The 26,815-nt window shown below is 57.6% G+C and carries 28 protein-coding genes; 15 read left to right on the forward strand and 13 right to left on the reverse strand.

Translation table 11 applies throughout. The features are described 5' to 3' along the window. Positions 1 to 26 precede the first annotated feature (26 nt). From BUS42_RS20470 to BUS42_RS20530, 13 genes are all read right to left on the reverse strand, one after another. Entirely contained in the window at positions 27 to 809 is a 783-nt protein-coding gene (locus BUS42_RS20470) for a hypothetical protein (protein ID WP_074309254.1), read from the reverse strand. Then, complete coding sequence (locus BUS42_RS20475) at positions 796 to 1,158, reverse strand: hypothetical protein (RefSeq protein WP_074309256.1); 363 nt, start codon at positions 1,156 to 1,158, stop codon at positions 796 to 798. The genes BUS42_RS20470 and BUS42_RS20475 overlap by 14 nt, the downstream gene beginning before the upstream one ends. Positions 1,159 to 1,164: 6 nt before the next feature. Beyond that, positions 1,165 to 1,386, reverse strand: a complete 222-nt coding sequence (locus BUS42_RS20480) for a hypothetical protein (protein WP_074309258.1) — start codon at positions 1,384 to 1,386, stop codon at positions 1,165 to 1,167. Positions 1,387 to 1,390: 4 nt separating this feature from the next. Next, positions 1,391 to 1,804 (reverse strand): hypothetical protein, encoded by a 414-nt coding sequence (locus BUS42_RS20485; protein WP_074309260.1) that lies wholly within the window; start codon positions 1,802 to 1,804, stop codon positions 1,391 to 1,393. Positions 1,805 to 1,807: 3 nt separating this feature from the next. Further along, positions 1,808 to 2,020: a hypothetical protein gene (locus BUS42_RS20490; protein WP_074309262.1), complete on the reverse strand. Its 213-nt coding sequence runs from the start codon at positions 2,018 to 2,020 to the stop codon at positions 1,808 to 1,810. Positions 2,021 to 2,023: 3 nt separating this feature from the next. Beyond that, on the reverse strand, positions 2,024 to 3,217 hold the full coding sequence (locus BUS42_RS20495) for a hypothetical protein (protein ID WP_074309264.1): 1,194 nt from the start codon (positions 3,215 to 3,217) through the stop codon (positions 2,024 to 2,026). Further along, complete coding sequence (locus BUS42_RS20500) at positions 3,217 to 3,456, reverse strand: hypothetical protein (protein ID WP_074309266.1); 240 nt, start codon at positions 3,454 to 3,456, stop codon at positions 3,217 to 3,219. Before BUS42_RS20500 ends, BUS42_RS20495 begins: the two co-directional genes overlap by 1 nt. Beyond that, positions 3,453 to 3,701 carry a MerR family transcriptional regulator gene (locus BUS42_RS20505; protein WP_074309268.1) on the reverse strand — a complete coding sequence of 83 codons (249 nt, stop codon included), beginning with the start codon at positions 3,699 to 3,701 and terminating at the stop codon, positions 3,453 to 3,455. The genes BUS42_RS20500 and BUS42_RS20505 overlap by 4 nt, the downstream gene beginning before the upstream one ends. Before the next feature lie 103 nt (positions 3,702 to 3,804). After that, positions 3,805 to 4,647 carry a phage antirepressor N-terminal domain-containing protein gene (locus tag BUS42_RS42020; protein WP_083670380.1) on the reverse strand — a complete coding sequence of 281 codons (843 nt, stop codon included), beginning with the start codon at positions 4,645 to 4,647 and terminating at the stop codon, positions 3,805 to 3,807. After that, positions 4,644 to 6,281 carry a DEAD/DEAH box helicase gene (locus BUS42_RS20515; protein ID WP_074309270.1) on the reverse strand — a complete coding sequence of 546 codons (1,638 nt, stop codon included), beginning with the start codon at positions 6,279 to 6,281 and terminating at the stop codon, positions 4,644 to 4,646. The genes BUS42_RS42020 and BUS42_RS20515 overlap by 4 nt, the downstream gene beginning before the upstream one ends. 174 nt (positions 6,282 to 6,455) lie before the next feature. Next, a complete protein-coding gene (locus BUS42_RS20520) occupies positions 6,456 to 7,658 on the reverse strand; it encodes a ParB/RepB/Spo0J family partition protein (RefSeq protein ID WP_074309272.1) in 1,203 nt (400 codons plus the stop codon). A 56-nt stretch (positions 7,659 to 7,714) separates the two neighbouring features. Beyond that, a complete protein-coding gene (locus tag BUS42_RS20525) occupies positions 7,715 to 8,728 on the reverse strand; it encodes a bifunctional DNA primase/polymerase (RefSeq protein ID WP_143206405.1) in 1,014 nt (337 codons plus the stop codon). A gap of 115 nt (positions 8,729 to 8,843) precedes the next feature. Continuing rightward, positions 8,844 to 10,202 carry a Rad52/Rad22 family DNA repair protein gene (locus BUS42_RS20530; protein ID WP_143206406.1) on the reverse strand — a complete coding sequence of 453 codons (1,359 nt, stop codon included), beginning with the start codon at positions 10,200 to 10,202 and terminating at the stop codon, positions 8,844 to 8,846. Between the two features lie 720 nt (positions 10,203 to 10,922). On the opposite strand from BUS42_RS20530, the gene BUS42_RS20540 reads away from it, so the two are divergent. The 15 genes from BUS42_RS20540 (at position 10,923) to BUS42_RS20605 (ending at position 26,811) form a co-directional block, all read left to right on the forward strand. Then, on the forward strand, positions 10,923 to 11,276 hold the full coding sequence (locus BUS42_RS20540; RefSeq protein WP_143206407.1) for a hypothetical protein: 354 nt from the start codon (positions 10,923 to 10,925) through the stop codon (positions 11,274 to 11,276). After that, a complete protein-coding gene (locus tag BUS42_RS20545; RefSeq protein ID WP_159452266.1) occupies positions 11,251 to 13,110 on the forward strand; it encodes a hypothetical protein in 1,860 nt (619 codons plus the stop codon). Before BUS42_RS20540 ends, BUS42_RS20545 begins: the two co-directional genes overlap by 26 nt. A gap of 471 nt (positions 13,111 to 13,581) precedes the next feature. Then, positions 13,582 to 13,974, forward strand: a complete 393-nt coding sequence (locus tag BUS42_RS20550; RefSeq protein WP_074309283.1) for a hypothetical protein — start codon at positions 13,582 to 13,584, stop codon at positions 13,972 to 13,974. Positions 13,975 to 13,989: 15 nt separating this feature from the next. Continuing rightward, positions 13,990 to 15,918, forward strand: a complete 1,929-nt coding sequence (locus BUS42_RS20555) for a hypothetical protein (protein ID WP_074309285.1) — start codon at positions 13,990 to 13,992, stop codon at positions 15,916 to 15,918. Positions 15,919 to 15,959: 41 nt separating this feature from the next. Next, complete coding sequence (locus BUS42_RS20560; RefSeq protein WP_074309286.1) at positions 15,960 to 16,757, forward strand: hypothetical protein; 798 nt, start codon at positions 15,960 to 15,962, stop codon at positions 16,755 to 16,757. Between the two features lie 137 nt (positions 16,758 to 16,894). Next, entirely contained in the window at positions 16,895 to 18,079 is a 1,185-nt protein-coding gene (locus BUS42_RS20565) for a hypothetical protein (protein ID WP_074309288.1), read from the forward strand. Positions 18,080 to 18,601: 522 nt separating this feature from the next. After that, positions 18,602 to 18,859, forward strand: a complete 258-nt coding sequence (locus BUS42_RS46575) for a DUF551 domain-containing protein (RefSeq protein ID WP_074309291.1) — start codon at positions 18,602 to 18,604, stop codon at positions 18,857 to 18,859. Then, the gene (locus tag BUS42_RS20580) at positions 18,834 to 19,028 is read left to right on the forward strand and encodes a hypothetical protein (RefSeq protein WP_074309293.1); all 195 of its coding nucleotides are present in this window, start codon (positions 18,834 to 18,836) and stop codon (positions 19,026 to 19,028) included. The genes BUS42_RS46575 and BUS42_RS20580 overlap by 26 nt, the downstream gene beginning before the upstream one ends. A gap of 13 nt (positions 19,029 to 19,041) precedes the next feature. Beyond that, positions 19,042 to 19,449: a hypothetical protein gene (locus BUS42_RS20585; protein WP_074309295.1), complete on the forward strand. Its 408-nt coding sequence runs from the start codon at positions 19,042 to 19,044 to the stop codon at positions 19,447 to 19,449. Between the two features lie 10 nt (positions 19,450 to 19,459). Further along, positions 19,460 to 20,089 carry a hypothetical protein gene (locus BUS42_RS20590; protein WP_074309296.1) on the forward strand — a complete coding sequence of 210 codons (630 nt, stop codon included), beginning with the start codon at positions 19,460 to 19,462 and terminating at the stop codon, positions 20,087 to 20,089. A 69-nt stretch (positions 20,090 to 20,158) separates the two neighbouring features. Beyond that, entirely contained in the window at positions 20,159 to 21,136 is a 978-nt protein-coding gene (locus BUS42_RS42900) for a hypothetical protein (protein WP_143206409.1), read from the forward strand. Positions 21,137 to 21,152: 16 nt separating this feature from the next. Then, on the forward strand, positions 21,153 to 22,337 hold the full coding sequence (locus tag BUS42_RS20595; RefSeq protein WP_143206410.1) for a hypothetical protein: 1,185 nt from the start codon (positions 21,153 to 21,155) through the stop codon (positions 22,335 to 22,337). A 14-nt stretch (positions 22,338 to 22,351) separates the two neighbouring features. Next, positions 22,352 to 24,646, forward strand: a complete 2,295-nt coding sequence (locus BUS42_RS20600; RefSeq protein WP_074309299.1) for a hypothetical protein — start codon at positions 22,352 to 22,354, stop codon at positions 24,644 to 24,646. Positions 24,647 to 24,649: 3 nt separating this feature from the next. After that, complete coding sequence (locus tag BUS42_RS42905) at positions 24,650 to 25,507, forward strand: hypothetical protein (RefSeq protein WP_143206411.1); 858 nt, start codon at positions 24,650 to 24,652, stop codon at positions 25,505 to 25,507. Between the two features lie 176 nt (positions 25,508 to 25,683). Then, the gene (locus tag BUS42_RS20605; protein WP_143206412.1) at positions 25,684 to 26,811 is read left to right on the forward strand and encodes a hypothetical protein; all 1,128 of its coding nucleotides are present in this window, start codon (positions 25,684 to 25,686) and stop codon (positions 26,809 to 26,811) included. Positions 26,812 to 26,815: the final 4 nt, after the last annotated feature.

Here is a 26,815-nt window from a genome sequence, read left to right on the forward strand (position 1 = left end):
CAAAATTGTCAGTCTGAAGAATCGGGTTATGCACACTCGGCTACGGGGTGGCGGATCGCCGTGAGATGCTGGCGGATCTTCTGAGTGGCGTTAGAGCGGATCGACCGAACCTCGGATTCGTCCATCGAGTTCATCCAGGCAAATTTCCAGACGCTTTGCTTGGGTCGTCCGCCAAGGCCGTTCAGGCGACTCATCACGAGGCACTCGATCGCGGACAGGCTTCGGAAGGCCGAGCGGATCGCCTCTCTGTATGATGCGGAAGACTCTTCGCCGATCAGGACTTGAGCCGGATCAACCCACCGCTCTTCGCAGACCGGGGCATCGCCCTGGCTTCCGGGGCCGATTTGCGTCGTGCCGTCACCAGTCCGCATGATGTCGCCCATCGTCTTCAGTCGACGGGCCGAAATCGCCCCATTTTCGGCCTCAGCCTGGTATTCTTTGATCCGGCACGAGCTATTCCGTGGCGACTGGACAGTGCGGGCTCGGTCGCGGATCGAACACAGTTCGCGATCGACGATCACGGCGGCAAAAGTGATGTACTTGCCTCGCTCTGGGGTCCACTTATGATCACGCTTCGCGACCGCAGCCCAGAGTTCCGACAAGATGTCCTCGTGGTCGAAGTTGACTAGCTCACGAGGCTTCAGGGTCTTGGCGAATTCGTTGACCTTGCGGACGAGGAAAGGCCAGATCGACCGGATCCGCTCCTCGGGGGTCGCCGAAGCCGCCTTTTCGGTGCTCAGAAACTCATGTTCGGCCCCGTAGGCGTAGAAGAGGGGCCGTCGATCGCGAAGCCGCTCACTCTTGCTCATAAAAGCCCTCGGTTGCGTCAATTTCCGTGTCCGACTTGACCAGTTCGGCGTTGATAGTGGCGAGGTCGTCGACATGAAGGCACAAAAGGAAGCCCTTTTTGCCCTTTTCGGCGATGCAGACCAAGGGAATCTTCCCTTCGGCCTTGGCGAGCTTCACTGTTGCGTCGTACAGGGTGAAAATCGCGTGTTTTTCGCGGTATTTGATCTCGATGAACAGCTTCGGATGTTTCGTGTCCGAAGCTGTCTCGTCGGCCCGCCCTGAAGACCCGGAAAGCCGCTGCCGGAGGCTTCCGAATCGGGCCGCAACCCTCCGCTCAATGGCTTTCCAGGTCTTCGTGGGCTTTGCCATCGCGGCTCACCTTGTTTTGTTGTCATCAAGAATCAGAACGCGCACGTTAGATGCGACGATTGCATTGGTTAGAGCCTCAGCAAGATCCTCTGCCTCATAAAGAGTTGCGATCTTGTGCTTACTGATGAACTCCTCGTACTCGACTCCAGACCAATCTTTGGACGATTTTGCTTCCTTGATTTTGTCTTCCTGTCCAGGCTTGGGCAGTTCCGCGACAACGCTAAACATTGCATTACTCCGATGCAAGCCAGTCGAAGAGATCCTTAAGCTCACTCAAGTCGACTTCGTAGGGGCCGCTTAAGAGGTTGACCCTAATGACGCCTTCAACCATCGTCTGGCCGTCGTCAAACAGCTTGACATAAGTGAGGACGCCTTCAGCCTGGAAGGTGATAACAAGTTCCCGGTTGGAATCCGGGTCTTTGTAAAGCACCTCGATGGTTCCGTTAGGGTTCAGCGACACGACCGGCATCGGCAGGTGCTCGGCCAGGTCTTCGAGAAGCAAGTCGACCCCGCCCTCATAAACGTCAGACACGTTGTCGGCGACGTCGCCCCGGAGCGGGAGTCCTTGGACGCCGTCCCAATCGAACTCCATCAACCGAAGTTGCTGGAGTGATTCAAGAACGGCTGTCCGACTGTTCGTTTCCACGGCTCAAGCTCCTGAAGACTCAGTGGTGATATTTCCGGTAACGAACCGAGTCCACGACCCAACGCTAAACGCCGCCATGACGTGACCGCTTTCAATATCACGCGGCTTGGTGAGAAACAGAAGGTCGCCGTTCTGATTCACAGAGGCGAACACATCCCCGTTAACCGTGACCGTATCGCCTTCGTTTTCTCCGGCAAGAAACACAACATATATCACGAATCAGGCTCCTTCGCCGGTTCGGATTCCCCCGCCCTGCCCTGGCTGATAGCCGTTGGGATAGCGGGCGTCCAGCTTCCGCATGTTGGTCTTGATGGCCTCCTCCACGCTGGAGTTGGCGACGATGAGGATCTTGTTCACCGCGAAGAGCACGCTGATGATCCGCTCAACCTGCTTCTCGACGGGCTGCTCGCGGCGCTGATACCGAAGCTTCTTGTAGGCGTTTGCCAGAAGGCCGGCATTGGTCTGAGCAGAGAGCAGAGTGTTGAAGATCAGCCCGCCGAGATAGGACGTGATCCGGGGGTTGCCAAGCACGACCTGAGGGTCGTTGCTCGCGAGGATGTTCGCCAGCGCGGCAAGCTCGTCACCATCAGTGACGCGGATCAACTCCAGGTCTTCAGTGATCTCGGACAGCGGGTTCAGTCCCCAGGCGTCGAGCGCCCAGGCACCGCAGAACAGGATGTCGCCGCACTCGTCGATCAGCTTGGTGCGGGCATCGCCGAAGAAGGTGGTAGGGCCGTGCTGGATGAAGAGTTCGCCGAGTTCCGCCACTTCCCCGATGAATTCGGTGATCGCCTGGTCGATCTCCTCTTGGCCGCGCATCCGGCCACCGTGCTGCTTCTGGTACCGCTCGTCCTCGGTTAGATTCTCGTTATCGACGACGGTGGCCAACCTCGGGCCTCTTTCGTAGTCGAAGGGCCGACACTTCGTCTTCCGCCAGGCCAGGTAGTCTGGCCAAGCCAAAGCGTTCAGGGTCTCGCCGGCCGTGTTGATCAGTTCGACGGGCTCTGGAGCCGCCGAGATGGGCTGACCGCTGGCTCCAACCAACATCGAGGGGCCTGACACCGGGCCATGTCCACCGCCGATACGGACCGATCGAGCCGGACCATTGTCGTCCGCCGGAATCTGGACGCGATCCTGCCGCTCGTGCCTCAGTCTCGCCGGACGCACATCCTTCAGGACAATGCCGCCTGGAGTCCTTCCTCCGGAATGCTCAGCCTCAACCTCATCCTCGGCCAGGCCGACCAGCTTGAGCGTGCTCGCGGCCCTCGGATCGATGGCCGGCTTACCGTCATAAGCGACGGTGAACTTGGGAGCAGGGTCCGGCTGCGTGTTCGGAGCGATCCCAATCCGAACCGTTGGGACCGGCGCGCCGTCGTCTTCAAAGCGGTGAATCTCGTGATCATCGACGTGCATCAGGAAGCTCTCCGGATGGAATACTTGGTGGCTTTTCCGCTCTTGGACCGGACCTTTTCGTTGCTGACCTGCCGTCCCAGGTCACACAAAAGGCTGTTGATGGTTCGTTGGCTCCAGGGATCGTCGGTTGTTGCCGTGAGATCCTGGATTTCCTCGATACTCATGCCCTCGGTTGGGGCGTCAGACAGGATGCGGAGCATTCGGGCGAGGTCGTCTTGGTGGGTCGGCTTCGCGATCATTTCGGCTCCGGGGTCACGATCTTGGCGAGGATGTGGGTGTACTGCGGGTTCGCAGACACGTACTTCACGATCTCGGCGTGGAGAACACGGCGCTCTTTCGAGCCAGGGATGGTGAAACCGGATAGGTCGCCCCGGTCGATCATCTTGCAGGCGGTGCGGTGGCTGACACCGAAGAGGATGGCCACGTCACCGGCCGTGTACTGTTCTTTCTTGGTGATGGTCGCTGGGTACTGATCGAGGTTCATGGCTGGCTCGCATGCTAAAGTAAAGTTGCAGTTATCTCGAACCGCTGTTACCTGATATGTACCCAACCTTTTTGCCATCGACCGATAATCAGTTCCGTATTTCTCAGGAATATTGTTTAGTTCTCTTTTTCTTGTAGGACTGGAACAACTCGTTGTTCAGCTTGTCTTGCTCGAGTCTCCAACCGTGAATTACGCCGAACGAGTACGTGTTGATTGTCCTCCCGTCGTCCTCGCGTTTCCTGACAGGAACATTAATATGTCGAGAGAACGCTGAAACACTCCTCGCAATAGCCGGAATCATGAATTCCTGGAAAGGCCGTCCAGCCATATCTCTGAAGGGGTACTCGTCGTGGTACTCCTTAATTGTCATGTATTCGCTGGATTTGTCTGATGGAAAGAGCGTGGACGTCAGACGCTTCTCGATCGAGTCGTTTCTGAGCCCAACAGCTTTAACCTCGTGCCCGAGAAGCCTGACTTGAGCTTGAAGCTCCTCGACGGATTCCTGCATGCGACCAAGGCGTTCCTCGGCATGCTTGTCTGTCGAAACAATTTCAAACAGAGGCTTTGTGTTGCCCGTGAACCAAGCCGCAAGGACCGCCTTGGCTTCCTTCTTGAAAACTTTCAGCTTCTCGCGGGCATCGATAGCGACCTTTGACGGCTTGATCGTCACGAGCCACATCGGCAGTGACTCAAGGTCGATCATCGCAAGTTCTTGCTGGCGACCACTTGCGTCGTGCGCTATGATCATCATTGCGCGAGCCCAGTCGTAGTCCGAGCTGCGAAGTTTAGTAATCTGGTTCTGTGTCGCGATTCCGAGGGCCTCGCACACACTCCGTAGGCTGACCCAAATCCGTCCATCTGAAGTCTGTACGGCTGTGATGTCACAACCGAAAAACTGGCGAGTCACGACCTGAATCACGGCATCAGAGCACTTGTGGATTTTCATACGAAAAGCTTCCCTTGGGATTTAGGCTTGATCGAATCGAGGTCGGTAATCGCAGCCTTCGCTTGGTCTCGCGACATAGCACGAGCGAGGTCGATATCAACTCCAGCGGACGCCAGAGCTTTGATTTGATTGTGCGTTGAGGCCCCAGCCTCCTCACGCTTCATGATCTTGCTGATCAGCTTCGATGCGCCCCACTTGCTCAACCCCTCCGGAACCGTGACTCCTTTGCTACGAAGCAGGCCGAGTTGGGCGGACGATGCTGGATTGGTGCCTCGCTTGTCGAGGTCGTACTTCCGGTTCAGCTTGACGTCGAGAAGCTTCGAGACGCCGACCGGGTCATACTCGATCGCGGCGTACTGCGCCTCTTTCCCGGTGAGGTGGACCCGGTAAATCTTCCGTGTCCGCACGATCTTCTCAGCCTCTTCAAGCACTTCCATCGGGTCGGTGTCGTCCTCAATGGATCGCTCCGACATGAGCTTGCGGGCTTCAACAAAGACTTCCTCGTCGACCGAGCCATCATTAAACAAGTCAACAGTGCTACAGAGATCCTTGCATTCCTTGTCCGTCTGCCAGTCGAAGTCGATAATGAGGAGGTCGGTCTTGCCGGTGTCTGGTGATGGCCTTGTGCCGCGTCCGGCCATTTGGGCGTAACGGTATTGCTGGAGGGTGGGGCGAAGGATTCCCACCGCTTCAACTCTCGGACAATCCCAACCCTCGATCAGAAGTTCGCAGCAGACGATGATTTGGAATTCGCCGGCATTGAACACTTCGAGGTTCGCGTTCTTCTCGGTTTTCCCCATACCAAAGTTGCCGCTAGTCCCGGCGACGTAGCGTGCCGGGACACCTAGTTCGCTGCACACTTGGGCGAAAGCCATCGCGGAGCCGACATCCGGCGTAAAGACGACAGAGGGGCGGCGACCTGCTTCTTTGATAAACCCTCGGGCAAGCTGCTCGATCTTCGGCCCAATCCGTTCCTCAAGCTCGCCGATCGAGAAGTCGGAGCCGGCGAACGTAATCCCCTTTAGGTCGATCGCAACCGGGCATTCGCGGGTACGGATAGGGACCAGCCATTGTTCCCTGATCGCACGCCTTAGCGTGTACTCGTATGCCTTGGTCTCGAATCTCGCCCCCAGATTCCGCTCGTCGCCGCGCCGAGGGGTCGCCGTGATCCCGAGTAGGTCGTATCCATCGAACCAGTTGAAGATCCGAGTGTATGAGTCAGTCAACGCGCGGTGGCATTCGTCGACAATAATGAGGTTAAAGGAACTAGGACTCCACCGCATGAGGCGATCAGCTTGGAGACTTTGAATCGACCCCACGACGACATCGGGTTGGCCGAAGTGGGCGGTGTGCTCGTGGGCGTCGTTCGCGGCCATCTCGATCGCGACATCGAAGCCGAATCGGTCGAAGGTCTTGTAAGCCTGCGTGATCAAGACCTCGCGGTGAGCCAAGAACAGGCACTTACGGCTATGTTCGATTGCCTGCTCAAAGCACATTCCAGCCAAAACGGTCTTGCCGCTGCCAGTCGGCATCACGATCAGAGTGGACTTGCGTCCGGCGTCGAATTCGCCGAACGCTGCGTCCCTGGCCTCTCGCTGGTAGTCGCGGTAGCTAATTCCATGTCCGCTACTCATCGTTACTGGAACTCCCCGTGTAACCTCTCATCGGCTCGCCATTCCATCGCCGGTCGCACCGCTCTTGAGATGGCCCTCGCCATTCTCGGACAGTTCTTCGGGGCGGCTTCCGCTTATTCGACCCCTTGCCCCCGACGCCAGGATTGGCGTCGGGGGTCTTGTTATCCTGGGGTTTCATAGGTACTCCTCCGTCTTGAGGAGGTAGCCCCCGCCGAAGCACTTGGGGCACTTCACGGCGGCACTCGGCGGAACGCTCGGGTGGTCTCCCTGCCCTTTGCACTCGGGGCAGATTAGCCAGTCCTTAGGGTGGGAAACCGAGACGAAGCGGTTGACGAGGTTCCAGAATGCCCCGGTGACGCTGCCCTTCTTGGTGGTCGCGATCGACTTCTTGGACTTACAGCGGAAGGCGTGACGGGCATCGCAGACCACACGGAAGAGGAGTGCGTCGGCGTAGTATTTGGCGGGACTCTTGAGCATCGCGGCCTTCTCGCCGCAATACTTCGCGAGCCACTCGCCATCCGTCATCTCGGGTTCCTTCTCGACCTTAGCCGCTTCCTTGGCTTCCTTCTCGGCCTTCGAGGTGCCGTTATCACGGGCCGGGGCCTTGTCTTTGACGACCTCTTTGATCGCCTCATCCACGGTCATTCCGGTGGCGATCAGGTTCACAACCTCGCCGCGATGGGCCTCGTCCTTGATCTTGGCGACCCGAAGCATGTCGGTCTGGTTCACCTCCATTTGGGTGAACACTTGAAGCTGATCCTCAGTGAAAGCGTTGGCGATCCGCTTCGCACGCTGGACCCCGGAAACCGACTGGCCGGTAGCCGCCGCGACCGTCTCGTCGAACTTGGTTTCGCTGTCCGCCGAATCCGCAGACCGGACAACCTTCTCCGTCTCGTCCGCCACGGTGGTCGGATCGATAGAGGATTTGTCAGACTGAAGAATCGGGTCAGCCGACTCTTTTTCGGTCGCCGCGACGATCGGCTGAGCCGTCTTCTCGGCCGGGGTCATCTTGATGACCCAATGGTCGTGCCATTTCTTGATCGCGAGAGCGTGCTGCGCCTTGGAGAGCGGATTCCGCCAGAGGTTCTCGGTGATCGAGGCCATGTCAGCCTCGGTCTCGTCCATGTCCGCGATGATGGTCGCGTTGATGAACTGCTCTTTAAGAGCGTTTTTCTTCGCATATAAGCGGTGCCGACCCGCGATCAGGATGTAACGTCCTGGGGAATTCGGGTTCGGTCGGACGACGATCGGCTGAAGCTGACCATCGATCTTGATGGAGTCGGCGAGCTTGATCGCGAACTCTTTCGAGAACGTGCGATCCTCGGGCTTGGCCTTAGGGACGTCGATCAGTCGGCATTCGATAATCTGCGCATCCATCGTTGAAGTCTCTCATGGGTATTGAAGGCTCGTGCGAGCCTAGATCACAGAAAAAATCAGTACGCGAACTTGTACTTTGGTTCCGCGACACGCTTACCGATAAAGCGGTCTCCAAGTGAGTCGCGAGCCTCTTGCCAGGTCGCGAACACTCCAAGCACGACCGCTAGGTCGAACATCGAGATCGCCGTTTTGTCCTTGAGATCCTGAAAGGTTCCGTCGCGGAAATGAAAGGAACCGGACGGTTTGGCATATCTTGCGTCTTCCCGGCCAGGCACAAAACAAGAGCACCAGCCAGCGGGATTAGGTCCAGAGCACGCCGAAACCAGTCCCCATTCCCGGCACGCGATGTCGAACTTCTGGTCTGCGACTGCATCTAAAACTTCCTCTCTTGTGTAGTAGCGGTCAGACTGCCGCGTGTAGGCGACGGGTTTGCGCGGAGCCGGCGGTTCAGTGAATCTCGGCGTCGAAAGCCTCGGCATACTCAGCAGCCAGTCGGGAGCAATAGCAGGCAGGCGGTTGATTTTCGGCGTATGCGGCATCATGAATTCATACCGCTTCCCCGTCTCGACGTGCTTCGATGGCGGGGCAACGACGAGTGCGCGATCGCCGAGAATCCGAATCTCTTTATGCTTGACCCACTGGCCTTTGCCGGTCTTTCCCCAGGTGTCGTACAGGCCCCAGACAATGCCGCTCGGGCACTCCGTCAAACCATCCGGAAGTAAGAAGTAGATGTGATGCCCACCGCTTCCGGTGACTGAGTGCCAGGTGGGGTCATCCTTGTGGTTTTTCTGCCAGGTGATCTTCTGCCATGCTTCGAGAGCCTCGGGTCCGTCGAGGTCGACGACGAGGATCTTCGTGGGGGAAGGGCTTTGTGTTCCCGTGATAATCTGGACATTCGTGGTTGCCCAATCGCTGTAAATCTCCTCCGGTACCGGCTTTGCGTCGTAGTGTTCGGCGTAGGTTTCGAGCATCGGGCCTTTGATATCCATACGTGATGGGAGTGGGCAAAGCCCCACTTTCCGGTAGTGGTTCACGCAGGCTTTCGTGTGAGCAAAGTCGGCGTTCACCACAATTTCTTCTCCACGTAAACGCACTTCAGACCAGGGAAAAGAAGCTCAAGCTCTGCGATGTCCGGGCGATCGACGGGCTGCGGACGCCAAGACGCCGCAGCCGGCCCCCGGAGCATCAGAAAGGGATGTCTTCCTCATCGATGGTCTCGACCGGGGCCGAGGCGCTGGCCGGAGCGGCGAGATGCTGATCGACAAGCTTGATCATGTTCGTGAGCCACGTCACGTCGGTCAGCTTGGACAAGCTCTCGGGGATCTCGCCCGTGTGGCCATCCGCGTTCGCGGCCGTGGACGCAATCGCCTCAAAGACCTTTTTGAGCCCCACGTTGTCGGCGGGCTGCCCGGTCTGTTTGAGGTAGAGCTGCTGCATCTTGGTCAGCAGGCCCTTCCGCATGTCGGCGAGATTGACGCCGGATGCCGCTGGGGCAACAGCGGGTTTCGCTGGCTCCGTATTGGCGAGAAGCTGATCGAACTGGCCCTTGTAGGTCGGGAGCGTAGTGATGAATCGGATCGCGCCCATCGCGATCTCTGTCACCTGCTGCTCGCTCCAGGTGGCCATCTGCGAACCCCATCCGCGTTCTTCGCCCTCGCGGATCATGCCGCTGGTGACGCTGGTCTCGAAGGTTTTTTCCATCTCCTTCGACCACGCAAAAACCGACTTGCCGGGACGCGGGATCCTGAAGTTGTCGAACTGCCGTTGCGGAGGCGTCTGCGTCTGCGGAGGTGCGGCTGCCGAAGTGCGGCCATGCTCAGACATCGTTTCGTGTGCCCGGCCGTGAGCGTCAGAATCGGCGTTGCGGGCTTTGTCTGCGGCTAGAGCGGCGGCTGCGGCGCTAGGAGCGACGAGCGGCTGGAGAGATTTGGCTTTGGGATCGAGGAAGCTTGGGATTCCCTTGCCGTATAAGTAGCGGCCGATGCCCCAGGCGTCTTGGGCGGCGCGACGCAAGGCGTTGGTGTAGCCGGACTTTTCGTCGTTGTCGACGTCGTACTCGAACTCGCCGGTCTGCTTGTTCGTGGAACCCATCTCCTCAAAACCGGCGCCATCTTCCTTGTGCATGAAGACCGAGGTTCCCGGTGTCGCCATTGGCACCGAGATGTAGAGACGGCACTTGTAGCCGCGAGCCGTCGCTTCGTACTCGGGATACCAACCGTGAGGGCCGACCACGGAGTCGAGTCGATTCGTGATCGCACGCTTGTCGACGTAGGTAAGCTTCTTGCCGCCACGACTGGTGAAGCTGAGCTGGCTTTCGTCAAATGGAGCGAGCAGTTCCCGCCAGAAAGCAAGCTGATGTGGTGCTAGTTCGACTGGCATTCGTGTTCGCCTTAAGGTTGAAATAAGTTGGGCATGTTCACTCTCAGAGTTACCCAACCTTTCTCTCGTCGCACATCTATGGGTAATCGAGTTGAAGCGGAAAAAGCGGCCCATGAGTTTTGGGAAATTCGTGAAACGTTGCGCCAACGCAACGCGACGGGCCATTTGTCAGTCTGACAAATAGGAATTTTCCGAATTTAAGAGAAAGTGCATTGCGATAAATTAAAGCTTTTGTATATCTATAACAGTGTAAGCCGCGTCCCGCATAAGGTGGGGGGACACGGCTCCTGGTGTCCGAGAGCCTTAACCGGCAGCGCCCACCCAAGCCCCTCTAAAACGCAACGGTCTCCGGTGCAGAGCGGCTCGCAAATCAACCGGCCTCGGTGGCAACGTGCTTCGGCCAACGCCACACGGTCCCCGTATAAATCAGTAGTGGCTGATGCGACGGGAAGGGGACTATATAGGGGGGGATGGGACCACTACGCCATCACCTTCCGAACTGCCCGACCGGATGGGAGGGAGCGAAGCGGACCCGAGCGAAGCGATGGTGTGTGAGACGGGAAACCGGAAAAGACCGGACGATTTAAGACATGACCGGACGAGAAAGGACGTATCATGATGCGAAGCAAAGAGTTGCGTCAATTGATTCGCGAACAGAAGCAAGAAATCGACCGCGGTCAGACGCAATCTAACCAATGGACAGCAAAGGGATTCCGGATCAAGCAGGAGAGAATCGCTCGGGAACGCGAGCATCATCGCGACATGAACTCGCGACATGACGCATCCCAACCCTGACACGTCCGCCGGTATGCGAATTGTCTTGGCTATGATCATAGCAGGAGGTGAGTCATGGCCAAGAAACCTACGTCCAAACAGAGAGCTGAGATGCCGAAGGGTCTTGCGAGGGCGCTCGGGGAGCGTAAAGCCTCGGCGGACTCGGAAGCTCTGTTGACGGATCTCATTGAGGTTTGGGGTGGAACCCGACAGCTTGCCCTGGACTTGCACAACGAGTTCCAGAAGGCGCAGGTCGGCGGCATGACTCGCCAGCGTATCCTCGAAATGATCCAGCGGCTCGTGTTAACCAACACGACGCACGAGATCGGCAAGAACATTAAGCCTTCCGACATGGACGATGCCGAACTCGATTCGCTGGCTATGACATACGTCGACCGACTCTCGGCCGGCAGCAATGGCCAACTATCGGGAGGCAGCAATGGCACCGCTCCCCCCGCCGCCTGACAGCCCAAAGCGAGGAAGGGGCCGCAGGACAACGGTCGGCTCCGTGCCGCCACTTCCATCGCCGTTGACCCCTGAAGACATCCTCCGTCTCACGGACCCAGAAGCCTACGAGCGTACTCTCCCGCCGATCGCTGAGGCACCCAAGGCTGAGATCGATCCGACTCGGCTTAGCGTCCTGGAGAACGAAGAATTCAAGGGCGTCCTCTATGAGATCGCGGCACGCTCCAGAGAGGCGCTCAAGCTGTTCAATCCGCTCCCTGAGCAGGAACGGTTCTTCGCGTCGGACTGCGACGAGCGGCTGGCGATCGGCGGCAACCGTGGCGGTAAAACGACAACGACGATGGTCGAGATCGCCAGGGCTGTGACCGGGCAAGACCCTTATGATAAGTATCCGAAGCGAGACGGCGTTTTCATATTAGTGGCAATCGATCTGTCGAAATGCGCTAAAGTCTTTTACCGGAAGCTTTTCCTTCCAGGTGCGTTCAAGGTTATCAAGGATCTTGCAACCGGGAAGTGGCGAACGTTCAACCCCGAGACCGACTCGGATCGGATCGAGGATGCGCGGAAGGCTCCCCCTCTGATTCCTCCCAGGTTCGTGGAGGCAACCAGTTGGGAGAACAAAAAAGACCTTATTCCTAAGACGGTCAGGCTCAAGAATGGCTGGGAGCTTTGGTTTTACTCGTCCGGTTCTGAGTGGCCGCAGGGTGTCGATGTCGACGGCGTTGCGTTCGACGAGGAGTTGGAGCGGGATGGCTGGTACGCCGAAATGTCCGCCCGTCTCGCAGACCGCCGCGAAAAGAACTCGACCACTGGCAAGGTGAAATCGGGCAAATTCATTTGGTCAGCTACCCCGCAATCAGGCACCGCTCAACTCTTTGAGCTTTACTCTCGCGCGATTGAGGAGCGGGAGGGGCGTGAAGCGTCACTGGAGCGGGGCGAGACACCGGAACCTCTCACAATCGACGTGTTTCTGTTCGGGATTGACACTAACCCGTTTATCGCCGAGCACGCGAAGGATGCCCTAAAGAAGAAGTACGCAAACAACGAGGCTGAATACAAGGTGCGTATCGAGGGTGATTTCGCCTTGTACGGAACCCGCGTCTATGGCGACTTCACTCCAAAGGGCGTCCACGGAATCGACTCGTTCCCGGTCCCCGAAGATTGGACGAGCTATGCGATCGTCGACCCTGGACGCCAGGTCTGTGCCGTGCTGTTCTTCGCAATCCCGCCGCGAAACTCCCAATTCGCCGGGCAAAAAATCGTTTATGACATGCTGTATATCCAGAAGTGCAATGCAAAAATTTTCGCCAAGGAGTTCGTGAAACGCGTCAACGGCAGGCCAATCGAAATCGGGATCATCGACCATCGCGGCGGACGGATCACAGACATCGGCTCGGGCGAATCCGCCGAGAATCAGTACACTAAAGCTTTAAAGGAAGAGGGCTTCAAGTTCGAGCGCGGTGGCACATCGTTCCAGTGGGCCTCAGATGATGTTAAAGGCGGGATTCAGGCCGTCCAGAACGCGCTCCACATTATCGATGGCAAGTCTGAACTGCTGGTCTTCCGCGACAAGTGCCACAAGCTTCTCTGGGAGATGGAGCGGTACTCCTACAAGAAGCTCCCGAGCGGCGTCGTCACTGACGAGCCGATCAAGCTGAACGACCACGCCTGCGACTGCCTGAGATACGCCTTCATGGCGAACCTCAAGTACGTCAAACCCCGGCAACGTAAAGCGACCAAGGGGTACACGACACTCTACTTGGAGCAAAAAAAGCTCAGGGCGAAACACCGGGACCAAAAGCTCTACGGCGGCGGCTCCTACAAAGTTGGGTAGATATACGAGACGCCTAACGTCTCTATATCCTAGCCCAGCGGAGTCTCAGCCGTGGAACCCAAGCAAATTGACCGCGTGCTTCTCGTGGTTTTCGGCCTACTGGCCTTAGTTGCGGTTTTGGCTCTGTATCCGAAGCAGACACATCCTCCGGTCCAGCCGCCCGCTCCCCCGTTCACGCCGGCCCCCTCCCCTGCCTCGTCGTGCCCCGGAAACTCGTGCCCGCGTCGCGTCCCGGCTCGACCGTTCACGGTGGCTTGTCCCTATTGTCGCGGCGTGATCTCGGTCACGCCGCCCACGGACAGCCTTGGCGCGGTGGTGGCAGAGAAGTCGAAGTCCTGACCTCGCTTTTCCATAAAAAGGCTTACAGGCGGGTGCCGTGAAAATCGGCTAATAACTTGAAATTGACCCGGCCTGAACAGGGCGTGGCTACGCCAAGCTTTGCCTTCTGTCTGAATCCAAAGGACCATTCACATGCCTTCCGAGAAGACTGCCAAGCCGGCACCTGGAGTCGCAGCCGAGCCTCCGAAGTACGTCTCGCCCCGGCCTCCCGCCGTCGTGTTGTGGCGGAACGCACCCGGTGGCGATGCGTATCCGGCCATCGTCACCCAGGTTGGGCGACACGCAATCAGCGTGATGCTCTTCCCGCCCGAGTCGCGTGTCGGCGTCCCTAAAGACGGCGTCCGTCACGTTGGCGACCCCTGGAATAAACAGCACGGCATCAACGCTGATTCCGGAGTCTGGGATTACACCGACGAAACCAAGCTGATCCGCGCGCTCGCCGCGAGCAAGATCCCTGGACTGGACGGCAACGTTCAGCCGCTTGCCCAGGAAGCTTCCGTGATCCTCGCCTCTTACCTCCGCTGATCGAGGGCACCTCCGATGGATGGCCGTTACCAAGAGGACGAGATCGACCCCGTCCTGCGAACGATCGTGAACCACTGGATGACGAAAATCATCCACGCCAGGGATCACAAGCGCAAGGTGTTCCAGGACGCGGCCAACGAGTGTATGTCTTTTTTTAACGGCCCTCGATCGTGGGAGGACGTGATGGGGGGTGTGTCGGGGCTGAATCGCCGCGACGACATGATCGACACAACCTTTCAAGTCTCCGTGAACAAGACTTTCGAGTTCGTCACAATCTTCGGCCCCGCCCTCTACTACGAGAACCCTGTCAGGACCGTCAAGCCGCGCATGCCGGTTATCGTACCGCCGCAGTTCTTTGGCGGGAATGTGTTGCTCTACCAGTCAATCTTGCAGGAGGAGAACCTTCGCGTCCAAACCGAGGGGCTCACCTCCGTCTTGATCGAGTCCTACCTCAACTGGACTCCGGCCGAGTTTCAGCTTGAACAAGAGTCGCGACAAGCTATCGACGAGGCTCTGATTAAGGGGCGAGGCTGTCTCTGGACCGAGCTTTACTCGCCGCCAGGCACCGACATGAAGGTGCCGAAGTCCAGCTTCGATAGCGTCGATCACCTGTTTTGCGACCCCGATGCCCAAGGATTCAAGGATGCGACGTGGATCGCTCGCAAGTGTATCCACCCGGTCTGGCAGGTTGAGCGAGACTGCGGACTTCGTCCCGGCTCAATCAAAGGCAACATGGAGAGCCAAGCCAAACAGGCGGACATCGCGACTGACGAAGACCAGGAGTACGACCGCAAACGCGGGTTCACAAACGACCTTCTCGTCTACTACAAAATCTACTCCAAGATGGGCATCGGCGGACGACTTCAAGGTCTTACGAAGTCTCTCCGTGAGCCCCTGGAGATGTTCGGCGATTACGTCTATCTGGTGGTCGCCGATGGTATCCCGTATCCGCTTAACCTCAGCCCTGATTCTACCAACGATCCAGCGTTCGCCTCGGACCCCAACGCCGTCTTCGCTAAGGTCGCCTGGCCTACCCCGTTCTGGGGGGCCGACGAGTGGCCAGTCACCGAGCTGGACTTCCACAAGATTCCCAACAGCACTTGGCCGATGCCGCATCTCAAGGCCGGCATGGGTGAACTTAAGTTCCTCAACTGGTGCATGTCGTTCTTAATGGGCAAGGTCCGTAACACGACGCGTGATTTCATCGCGATCATGAAGTCGGCCGGCGAGGAGATCAAGACGAACATTCTCGAAGGCAAGGATCTTACGTTCCTGGAGCTTGATTCGGGCCACGGATCAATCGCCGAACTCGTTCAGTTCCTCCAGCATCCCGAGGTCAACGGCGATATCTGGAAGATGATCGAGGCTGTCGAGTCGAACTTCGACAAGAGGGTCGGCCTCACCGAACTTATGTACGGCCAACAGGGTGCTACGCAGATCCGTAGTGCCCAAGAAGCCCAGCTTCGCAACGCCAACATGAATGTGCGCCCTGATGACATGCGTAAGTGTGTCGTCGCGTGGATGGCTCGGGTGGCTCTCAAGGAGGCGATGTGCGCCCGCTACCACCTGATCCCCCAGGACGTCCAGCCGGTTCTCGGCGGCATGGCGGCATGGGCTTGGGGCCAGTTCGTGTCGACCCGCGACATCAACAAGGCATCACGCCAGCTTGAATATCGCATCGAGGCCGGCAGCACGCAACGGCCGAACAAGGAGCTTGAAATCCAGACGATGAACACCGCGTTCACCAGTCTGGCTCCGCTTCTCCAGACATACAGCCAGCAAACGATGGACATGTCCCCGCTCAACAACCTCTTGAGCGATTTCGCCAAGAGCCTCGACCTCGATCCCGCTCGTTACCAACTCTCCCAGCCGTTGCCGCCGCCGGCTCCTCACGCGGCTCCCGGCGAAGAGGGTGGGTCTGGCGATCAACAACAGGCCGTGTGATTTCCAATTTGTCAGTCTGAACAATCCATAGGACACCACTGATGACTCCGCAAATCGCCGTGATCCTGCCCGATGGACGCCTTGATCGAGACGGTGCCCGCTTCGTCAACGACGACGTGCCGCTTGAGCTAATCGAATTCCCGGTCATCACGGAAAACGCTCGCGGCCAAAGCCACTACGCAGGCGCTCGGCTTGCAGGAAAGACGCACGACGAGGCGTTCTCACACGCCGCATATAAAGTCGCGAGCTTCCCGATCAAACCGTTCCAAGACTGGGAAAGGATCGTATTCGTCTCTTTAGATTCCCACAGGAACAAGATCAGCGACAACTTCGACCAGCAGGTAGCCTACTGGCGAATGCGGAAGGCTGGCGAGTCGCACAACATGGCCGAGATGCTCGCGCTCCGCTCGTTCCCAGGGATAAAGACCGATGCCATCTTCAACGAGGGCAAGTTCAGCGGGCAATCCACCGGCGAATGCGATCCACGCGGGGCCTGGCTACGACAGCAGGCTGAGGCAGCCGGAGTCTCCACCTCCGGCAAATGGTACTGCTCCGGGTTGGCCTCTTTCCCTGGCGACCCGACCGCGTGGGTGGGCGACCGGGGCGACGTTCTCCGGATCGCACGCGAAAAGAACCTGACCGTTGATGGGTATGTTACCCATAAAGCACACGAGGTAGACCCCGGCAGTGACATGCCGATCGCCGACGACATCATCGCGGACGAGGTCAATGACATCCTCGAATCGAACCCGTTCGCCGATGCAGAAGCGGTTCGCGACGAGGTATACAAGCTCCGAACCGGGGCCGTTGACGACCATCCTCTTCTTGTTCAGGACTGAACCATGCTTGGCCCATACGTGCAGACGGCTCTCTGGCAGGCGTTGACTGCCGCATGGGCCATCTACTTTCTAACAATGCTCTCGCCGCTGGTCCTAGGGACCATTGAGCAACTCCTCGGAATGCACCGGAGCCGTCGATGACCATCTCTTACACAACGTTTCAAGACATCATTGACCACGGCATCGACTACCTCGGTGGCAACCCGAGTGATCAGGTTAAGCGGGACTGCATCCGTGCGGCCCTGGAGCAGTACCGCGATTTGGTAAACGTGCACAACTGGACCTACCTGTACACGCAGGGCCGGATCGTGACCTCTGCTGCGTTCACTGGCGACACGGACGAAGCAACCATCACGTACACGCATTCCGGCGGGACTTACGACCGGATGGTAACGCTCTCTGGGGCTATCTGGCCCGATTGGGCGTCGAACGGATTCCTTCGGATCGGCGAGGCCGCATACCGCGTCGAAGAGCGGAAGAGTGCGACCGTGGTTACGCTCACTGACACTCTGAATCCAGGCGACGATCTCCCGGCTGGCACGCGGTTCATGATCTACCGGGACACGTACCTGCTGCCCGACGACTACGTCGCTCAAGACCAGGCGCTTTATGAGCGGAACTTCGCGAGCATGTGCTATCGGCACCCGCGAGAGTGGCTGTTCGACACCCGCTACGTGATCTCACAGGGGGAACCGAGCTTCTTCACGATCACCGGAGATCGAGCCTATCCTGGTCGTCTGGTCATGCGGGTCTTCCCTTGGCCTTCCGAGGCGAAGTCGATTGATTTCATATACAAGCGTCGTCCTCGGCCCCTGCTGACGATGCGGGAGGCGACAGGCAAGATTACCGTCACCCAAGGCAGAAACGTCGTGACGGGGATAGGGACGGTGTTCTCGCCCAAGCACGTGGGATCAGTCATCAGAATCTCGGCGACCGCCAAGCCGCCGCTCTCGCTGATCATGGCCGGACCTGCCGATCCGCAATCTGCCTTCGAGTCGATCGTCGCATCGTATGTGTCTCCGACTTCGGTCGCGCTTCAAGATCCGCTCGACGCGAGCTATACGGCGGTGGGGTATGTGATCAGCGATTCGATCGACGTCGAGCCGGGTGCGATGCTAAACGCCTACCACCGGGGCGTCGAGATGCACCTTGGCATGAATCGAACTCTTAAGGACAAGCCATCGGCGGCGAAGCAGTATCTCGTCGCCCTCAACGAAGCGAAAGCCGCCGACAGCCGCTCCTTCATGGGTCGGTCGGTAGGCGACACGGGGACGATTCGTCGTCGCCTCCGTGACATGCCAATAGGTCCAGATGAACCATGAGGTGTACCGTGCCTAAGTTTCCACAAGGATCTATCGAGGAACTCGAAAACCGATTCCTTCACCACGCTCCGAAGAAAGATCAGGCGCAACGGTACGAACGGAATCGCGCCCACGCTCTTACCTTGGCAGCGAGGCTCGTCGACCATTGTCCGCCATCCCGAGAGCTTTCTCTCGCCCTGACGAAGCTCGAAGAGGTCGTGTTTTGGGCGAACGCCGCAATCGCGAGGAACGAATGAGAGTCCCAAAGATCGACTGGAAGCGTTGGAGGTGTGACCTGTTTGGTTGCACCTCCAACGAACACGGTTACTGCGAGAGATGCGGGGTAGATATCTACGAGGGATTCTTCGATCGCGGCCAGCTCGACTGGTTTTTTGCGTGGCCCTGGAAGATCCGACACCTATTGACAGTCATCCCGAAGTGCGCCCATTGCGGCAAGCGATACAGGTCGTGGCGAAAGGGCGCAGATTCCTGGGTCTGCTCGCAAAAATGCGGCGACGAGTGGATTCCCTTCTGAGGTGATTTATGTGGATTTCCGTGAAAGACAGGCTTCCGATTGACCCTCCCAGAAAGGTTGATGTCTGGCGCAAAGGAATCGGTCGCTACACAGATTGTATCTGTAATCCCAAATCGCACGCCTGTCATCCGAACGGCGTTCCGCTGGCGACATGGAGCTACATGTACGCGGACGTGCATCTCGGAGGCCCTTCCGTGACGCACTGGATGGAGATGCCCGAACCTCCCGAGGAAACCAGCGATGGCACGGCAATCGGACCCTCATAGTCAGTCGGGCCGGGTCGTCATCAAGGACTTCCCTGGCTACTCGCCAAACCTTGACCCCCACGACATTCCGCCGGGTGTCGCGGTCACTCAGATCAACGCAATGAGTCAAAGGCCCGGCGAACTGCGGGTCCGGCTCGGCTACGCGGTTGTCCACTTCGACACCAACTGAGAGGCGGTCCACGATGAACCTCGGTCGATATCAGCAAGGTCAGACAGTGACGATCGGCCTGGCCGTCGTGGACGCCAACGGCGACCCCGCTTCCCCGATCACAGCACCGACCGCTGTGATCACCGATGCGGACGACAGTGTAGTGGCTTCCCTCAAGCTTGCCATGAACGGCAATTCCACTGCTTTCGCGTTGGGTGTGTTCCTTGGGATCAACTATTCCTTGGGTACATATACCGTGACGTACTCGTATCAGTCGGGAGCGTTTTCTGGGAGCGCAAGCGACACCTTCACGGTTATCCCTGGTGGAGATCCGGGAGGCAGAGTCATCAGCTTGTACGCCTACGATCGGCCCGAAGCTCGATACGTGGTGGCCCAACTGACAAGCGGATTGATTTTGCAGGGGAGGAATCCCCGGCTGTGAGGGTAATCCAATGGATATCGTTGGCTCTGGAATGAGTGTCGGTATCGCCGCCGACGCCTACGTGGATCGCGGGTTCGGCGAAGAGGTTCCTCAAGGAATCCATCTCGATTTCTCCAACTTAGCTCCCGCCAGCTTCTCGGTCGGCGGGTTCTTCGTCGTCGAGTGTATCGGCCCGGATGGCGAGCGGAAATGGATCGACGACCTAAAAAACGGCGTAACCGACTCGGGTATTGCCAGCGTACTCGGCGTTTACCTGCAAGCTCAGACCCAGATTACCGACTGGTATCTGCTTCTGATTGATAACGCTGGATGGACGGGATACAGCGCATCAGACACGATGGCGTCCCACGCCGGATGGTCTGAAGCTGGCGGTGCCAACTACAGCCAGTCTACTCGGCCGGCTTGGACTCCCGGAGCTCCTTCTGGTGGAGCTGTTGTCAACGCCAGCACCGTTGACTTCAGTATGACAAACTCGACGGCGTTGACGATCAAAGGCGTGGCTCTTTGCTCGAACAACACAAAGGGCGGTACCACTGGAACCCTCTTCGCTACCGCCTCGTTCTCAGGAGGAACGAAGTCGGTTAGCAGCGGCGACACGCTTAAAGTAACCTACACAGTTGGGGCCACATCGTCCTCGTGACTCGTCCCAGGAACACCAGCAAGACGGAGATCCGATCGGGTTCTCCGTCTTTTTTATAGGACAACTGAGATGGCTCAAGAGAACTACTCGAACCAACAGACTACTGTTCTTGTTGGAAACATAAACGGTTCGACAACCTCGTTGACTGTGGCTTCATCTATAGGCTTCCCGACTTCCGGACAGTTTCGTGCGCTTATCGACGACGAACTTCTGCTTGTCACGACTGTAAGCGGAGCGGTTTGGACAGTCGTGAGAGGCGTCGAAGGGACTACGGCCGCGAGCCATACGGATGGAGCCACAGTGAGTAACCCGCTCACTCGGGATGCCCTGCTTGGTTTGTCTCGCCAGTCGCTTAACGGGACTAACGTGTCGGCACGCCGTGAGCTGAATTTCGTTGACGGCGGCGGTGTTACCTGGAATCTTAACGACGATCCCACAAATAAGAAGGTTGACGTGTCGGCCTTGATCGCCGGCCCCCCGATCTCAGCCCCGTTCGTCCGCCCTCGTGTCGCCGATTTTACCTGGATTAATCAGGGTGCCGGGACCGCCGTAGACAATCCTAATGGAGTTTATCTGCGGACGCCGTTTGTTGGTCCAGGTGCCGTAGATATGCGCATCCTTGTCGTATCGGTTCCATCGCCGCCTTGGAAGGCGACCTTTCGACTTGCTACCTACGTCTTTGGTGGTAGTAGTTCAGCGGGTCCATGCTTCTGCAAATCTTCAAACGGTGCAGTTAGCGGGATCGCTACTCACTTCGATAACCCAGGCCAGTGGCGTGGCTACTATTGGGACACTTCCACAAGCTACTCGGGAACAAACGATTATTTTCTCACTTATAACCCTGGGACTGTCGTAAACTGGTATCGGCTTGAGGACGACGGAACCAATCGTAATTATTATATTTCATTAGATGGATACAATTTTCATCGAATCTTTTCGGTATCGCGCACGACGCATTTTACGGCCGACGCGGTTGGATTTTGGGCAGCTTGTGGGTCCAGCGGAGGAGATTGCGGCATACTTTGTTCCAGCTTTGAACTCACCTGATGGAAGCGAGGATTAAATGCCTTCCATTGGATCACTCGGCAAGCTGGGATCCTCGCTCGGAAAACTCCTATTAGGTGGCCACCCTGAAATCTTAGGCCCATCGTATATTTACGTATCCGCCTCAAGCTATTTTATTCTCGACGCCATCTCCTCGGAGCCTTCCGGGGTGTTTGCGAGTGCAGAGAACTCCATCGATCTCTTTGTTGGATCATCGGCTCGATGTGCATATAGGATCGCCTCGTCGAATTCTATGGCTCTCTCGTCCTCCCTGTCATACAACACAGAATTCAAATCGGTCGCAGGGAGTATCTTTAGCCTATATTCTCGCGCTCTCGCCCCAACAGTCTACCTTGTTGACGCAGCGTCATCTTTTGTTCTCGATATCCTTGGCGAGCAAGGCGTCTATCGCGTTTCCGCCGCCAATTTCTTAATGATTAGCCCGTCGATTATGGGGTCAGCCGACAGGTTTGCGTCGGCTTCAAACAGGGTCAACCTCAAGGCTCAGATTGCATTAGGCGGCGGATTCACTTATGCGGTTTCCGCGTTCAATAACGTTTCATTCAAGTCGACTGCGAGATCCCCGATGGAATACTTTGTCGCGGCTCGCAACTCGATCATTCTTGTGGGAACAACCGGCAGCTATACGAGTCCGATCCGGGTTTCGGCTTCCAACAGCTTCGCCCTCTCAACGAACACATCGACGAAGGGGCCGATCTACGTTTCGGCGTCCAACTCATTCAAGCTCTTTGACACTCTGGCACTGAAACACCTACACGTCTACCGAGTCTCCGCGGCGAACAGTTTCCGGATGTCGCCAGCCGCGTCGTGCCTCAATTACGCGATCCACAACGTATCAGCAGCGAGCAACTTCGCCTTGGGGTCGGCCGCCTCAAGTGTGCTGGAAATGAACGCTTCGGCGTCGAGCGGCTTCGTGATGGCGGCTACCTCTAGTCAAACAAGAGACGTTTACGCGGGAGCGGCTACGGCTTTCTCGCTCCAGTCGCTACCTGGATCGAACAACTTCTATCAGCTTGACGCTTCAAGTACCGCCGAGTTTTTCGCTTCGACCACGGCCATCACGACCGGAGAACTCGCAGAAAACCGTTTGGCCCTAGCAAGCTTCGCCTTCGCGAGCGTCGAATTCCCTTGGCGACGAACCACTTTGACCCTGCCTCCTGGTGGCGGTCTACCACACTCTTAAGATGCGAGGCGATCATGGCTGGTGAACGAGGACTCGGCGTTCAAACGGTGTTGGCGAACCGGATTTCGGGTAAATACCCGTTCTCCTACGCGGAGACCCCTGGTGGCCTCCTGTTGTTGGCAAACGGGATCGACCCGATGTTGGCCTGGAACGGCCTCTCGGTGCGTGCGGATCCCGCTGGCGTTTCTTCTCCGGCGACCGCACTGGAACTAGGTGGAACCGGCTACGGGCTGATTACCGGCCGACTTATCGCCTACCAGCGGTTCATCGACGCTCTCGGTAATGTCTCAGATCTCTCTCCTGTGTCGAACGCGATGGACGCAGGGGTAGACGGCTTGATTGAGGACGTTGACTACGACAGGTCTACTGGCGTCGTCACGATCAAGTCAAGCAACCACGGGCTCACCGGAACGGAGACCTTGCTGATCGCCGACGTCGAGGGGTTGTCGCTCGTCAACGGCTTAAGGACGGTTGTCGTTGCCGACAAAGACACTTTGACAGTCCAGTCTCTTACTGTTACGGACGGTATGTACGAACAGGGTGGGCATTGGACTCTTGGGGTCGCCACTGTGTTCTACGGAGCGGTGCCGATCCCAACCGAAGGCAAGGTTGTGCGGCGGCAGATCCTTCGTAACCTCGCCGGGAACGCCGACACTCTCTATGTGGACATCGACACGACCGACTTAGCATCTACCGTGTTCTCCTCGGCAACCCAGGACGAGGTTCTCTCTTCAGGCGAAGGCGTTCCGTTAAACTACGGCGAGAGCGATCTGCCATTCGCGAACAGTAACGGGTTGCCTCCAAGCCACAAGGCTGTGATCTGCTCGCACAAGGGCCGAATTTTTGCCGCGTCTGACGTAGATTATACGGACGGGCACGTTGAGACTTCGTTCAACAACACCCATGTCGTTGGGGTCGGGACAAACTGGAGGTCTTGCTTCGCGGGTCGGCTGATCTACATCGGCGGGTCGACCGTGTCCTATCAGATTGAATCGGTTGACGAGGAAACGCAGACGCTCGAATTGACCACGTTGTTCCAAGATGCTCCTCGGCCTTACGCGCTCTACTCGATCAAGCCCGAACCCGGAGAGCGGCGACTCGTTTACTATTCCGAACCGGGCACTCCGGAGTCTTGGCCCGCCTATAACGCTTTCGCCATCCCCGAATGTAACGATCAAATCACTGGCCTAGTCTCGCTCGGACAGTATCTCTACGTGATCGAGCGCCGGCACATCCACCGCTTCACCTTCCAGGCCGATCCCGCCGATGGTGTCGTGTTCCTGTCTGCGCAACGCGGCAGCCTCAATAATCGGACCTACGTCGCCACGGAAGTTGGCATGTTCTTTCTTGACGAGATCGGCATTCATAAGTTTGACGGGCAGGAAAGCGAGCCCATCTCGATGTCGATTCAGAACCTTTTCCAGAGCGACGGCACAACTACCGTCCAGGTGGATTGGGATTCGGATCAGTCCCTCTGGCATGCCGCCCACGACCCGGTTCGGGATACGATTCGCTGGTTCGTGACGATGTCCGGATTCGACTTGCCGTACCACGCGATCAGCTATAACTACCGAACTGACCGATGGTGGATCGAGCAGTACCCAACGGCGATGACCGCCTCGACGAGCGCGACAATCGGGGCGCGGCGAAGCCTGGCTGGAACTGACGCTCGGCGGATCGTTTGCTTGTCGGAAGGCTCCTATGACGGGGTCTCCGGGACCGGCACTCTCCGGGGCAATCCGACATCAGCCACCGAGACGACCATTGTGGACTCGTCCGCCGAATTCGAGGCCCTAGAAGGTGGACCGATCTCGATCGTGGAAGGTCTTGGCCGAGGCCAGCATCGAATCGTTGCTGCCAACACGGCCACCGAGATCGAGATTTCTCAGCCTTGGGACGTGGTTCCCGACGAGACTAGCGTCTATCAGATCGGCGGCGTGTCTTGGCAGTGGAGGTCTGGGTGGTTCCGCTACATCGAGGACGAGGACGAAAAAAACCGAGACGTTGAAGTGGTATTCAGGCCCTTGATTGAACCTTCCACGCTGGACATCCAGCTTTACTTTGACCACTCTCTGATGCCGAATACCTGGGGCCGCACGATCAAGCAAGACGGTGTTCGGACGATCGAGGGCGAACCTTTTATTACCGTGGAGCTCAATGCGACCTATGGATGGGCAAGACAGCGTCTCGCCGGGCACGGCGACGTCTATTCCTTCGGGTATCATTTTGTTGCGGTTGAGCTTTCAGGAGTCCAGAGCGGCGAGCCTGTTCGCGTGTCCCAAGTAGTGCTACTTGGGGTGGAGGTTTAATCGATGTTCGAGCTTAATAATCCGCAAAGCCTTCTTCGCCCCTGGAAGAACCTCACGCAGTTCTCAGAAGAACTGTACGCGATGTTCACACGAAAAGGGCCAGATACCCAGCCGTCCGTTACGCCTGCGACGAAGTCGGAGCCGAACCAAGACTCGCTGAAGCCGGCGAACCGCACCGATAATCCTATTCCGGCCACGAGAACCACGCTCAGGGCAAGGCCAACGCCATTGCCGTCGGTACTGCCTACTGAGGCCACGAAACCCGATCGGTCTTCCGGGCCAATTCGCCCAATGACACCGCCCCAAGAAAACGACTTAAACGGTCGAGTTGTCCCTCCCGTAACACTTTCTCATTCGACGCTTCCGGTTCAAGCGCCGCTTCCTCCACAGCCACCGCTCCCCAAGATGACGGACGTGGCGCAGCCATTGCCGCCGCAAGTAATCCCGGCACCTTACCAGTTCCTATCGCCGGTTCAGTTCCCTTCTCTAGCCGAGATTACTGGACCGGAGCCGCCGAAATTTCAACAGCCACCTCAGACTTATGATCCGATCAAACAGGAGATTTACAAGCCTCCCGGATTCGAGATTCCGGATGCGCCTGACGCTCGGCCGATCGGCGGTGGCGGAACAACTGTTTTTATTGGAAAGGTTAAGTCCGGAACAGGAAAAACTTATCAAGTAAACCTGTATCCAAATGGACCAAACGGCGATCCGCAGTCACCCTCTGTCTCTGTAGAAATACCAACGATTGATCCTGACGAGCAGATCGACCCAAATACGTGGTTGTTCGGGATCTTTCAGTTTTCTGACAGCGACGGCAACGATATTTATTTCGCTCAACCTACTGTTTGGATGGATTGAACATGAGTGCAAATCGGAAGAATATGCTCCCCCGGATTGCGGGGGGTGACCCGCCTTGGGACGGTAACACGGCGACCGGGTTCCCGTTACGGCGGTCAGACTTTCTCGAATCGCGCGTACGGACCTACTGGGGGCCCGGTCAAGATCCGAACGCCGCCCCTGGCTACGGGCTGCGGATGGGCGACGACGTCGAATGGCCAGGGCAACCAGGAACTATCCCAACCGAAGATATTGTCAGGCGTTATACGCCGCCGCGCGAATGGCCATTGGCTGGTACATTGCTGCGAGTTCCCCAGGTGGTTTGGCTGGGATACAGTCTTCCATACTGGAACAACGCCTATAACTTCACATTCCTGGAACGACGCTACGGTTTAGGGATTCACCGTTACGACAACGCTGGTTGCGGCTACGTCGTGACCGGCGAGGGCTACGGGCCGCACGGGGCCGCCCATCCCGAGGCGGCAGAGCGAGAACGACTGAAGGAGGCATTTGCGGCTGCGAAGAGTCACATCGAGTCGATCCGGGCGGGCCGAACGTGGGTTAAAGTCGTGGATTGGCTCGACACGGACAACACGGGGACCGGAGGGTACGTGATGTCCAGTAATTTCCCGCATCTCTCGGCGCCTACGCTCGGCTCGGGTCCGTTCGGAACGAACGCAGGATACCTCGGCAGCGATTTTTTACACATCTTTGCGGGGTCGATTATCGAGGACACGGCCGGGTTCATCAGGTTGGTTAAATTTGCGTTCGGAGACCTCACATCCGACACGGCGCATCGCAATTCGGTGGAACGGGTCAAGGACGCGATCCCGAAGTTTCGCGGCTACCGAGCGATGCTTTACTCGACAAATCTGGACGCGGTCAAGGAGATCGTTCCGGCCTACGAATTCACGTTCTCGGGCATCGTGATCCATAATCCGGGTGATCAGTATTGGGACGTCACTGAAGCGCCGTACCCCGACGACTTCAATTATTGCATCGTGAACATCGATGCCGTGCTTGACACATCCGCCAGTGGATCGGGTCCGCCAACGGTTCGCCAGTTGGCGGAGGCGCAGGCGGCAGGTCTCACAACCACTCGCAACAACGATATTAATGGGTACATGGTCACGGATACGACAGTCCATTTCGCGGCCACATTGAGTTCGATGGAGCACTCGGTCTCCGCGTTTAATTGGTCGGGTTCCGATCCTAATCCGGTGAGTATAGAAGGGACGACTAGCGACCTTACTGCGGAGTCGCTGATTGCCTTGATCGCTGCTCATTATGGTTTCGATCCTGGTACTGGCCGCGATATTGGGTAGGCTC

The sequence above is a fragment of the Singulisphaera sp. GP187 genome, from assembly GCF_900129635.1.
Taxonomy (GTDB): domain Bacteria; phylum Planctomycetota; class Planctomycetia; order Isosphaerales; family Isosphaeraceae; genus Singulisphaera.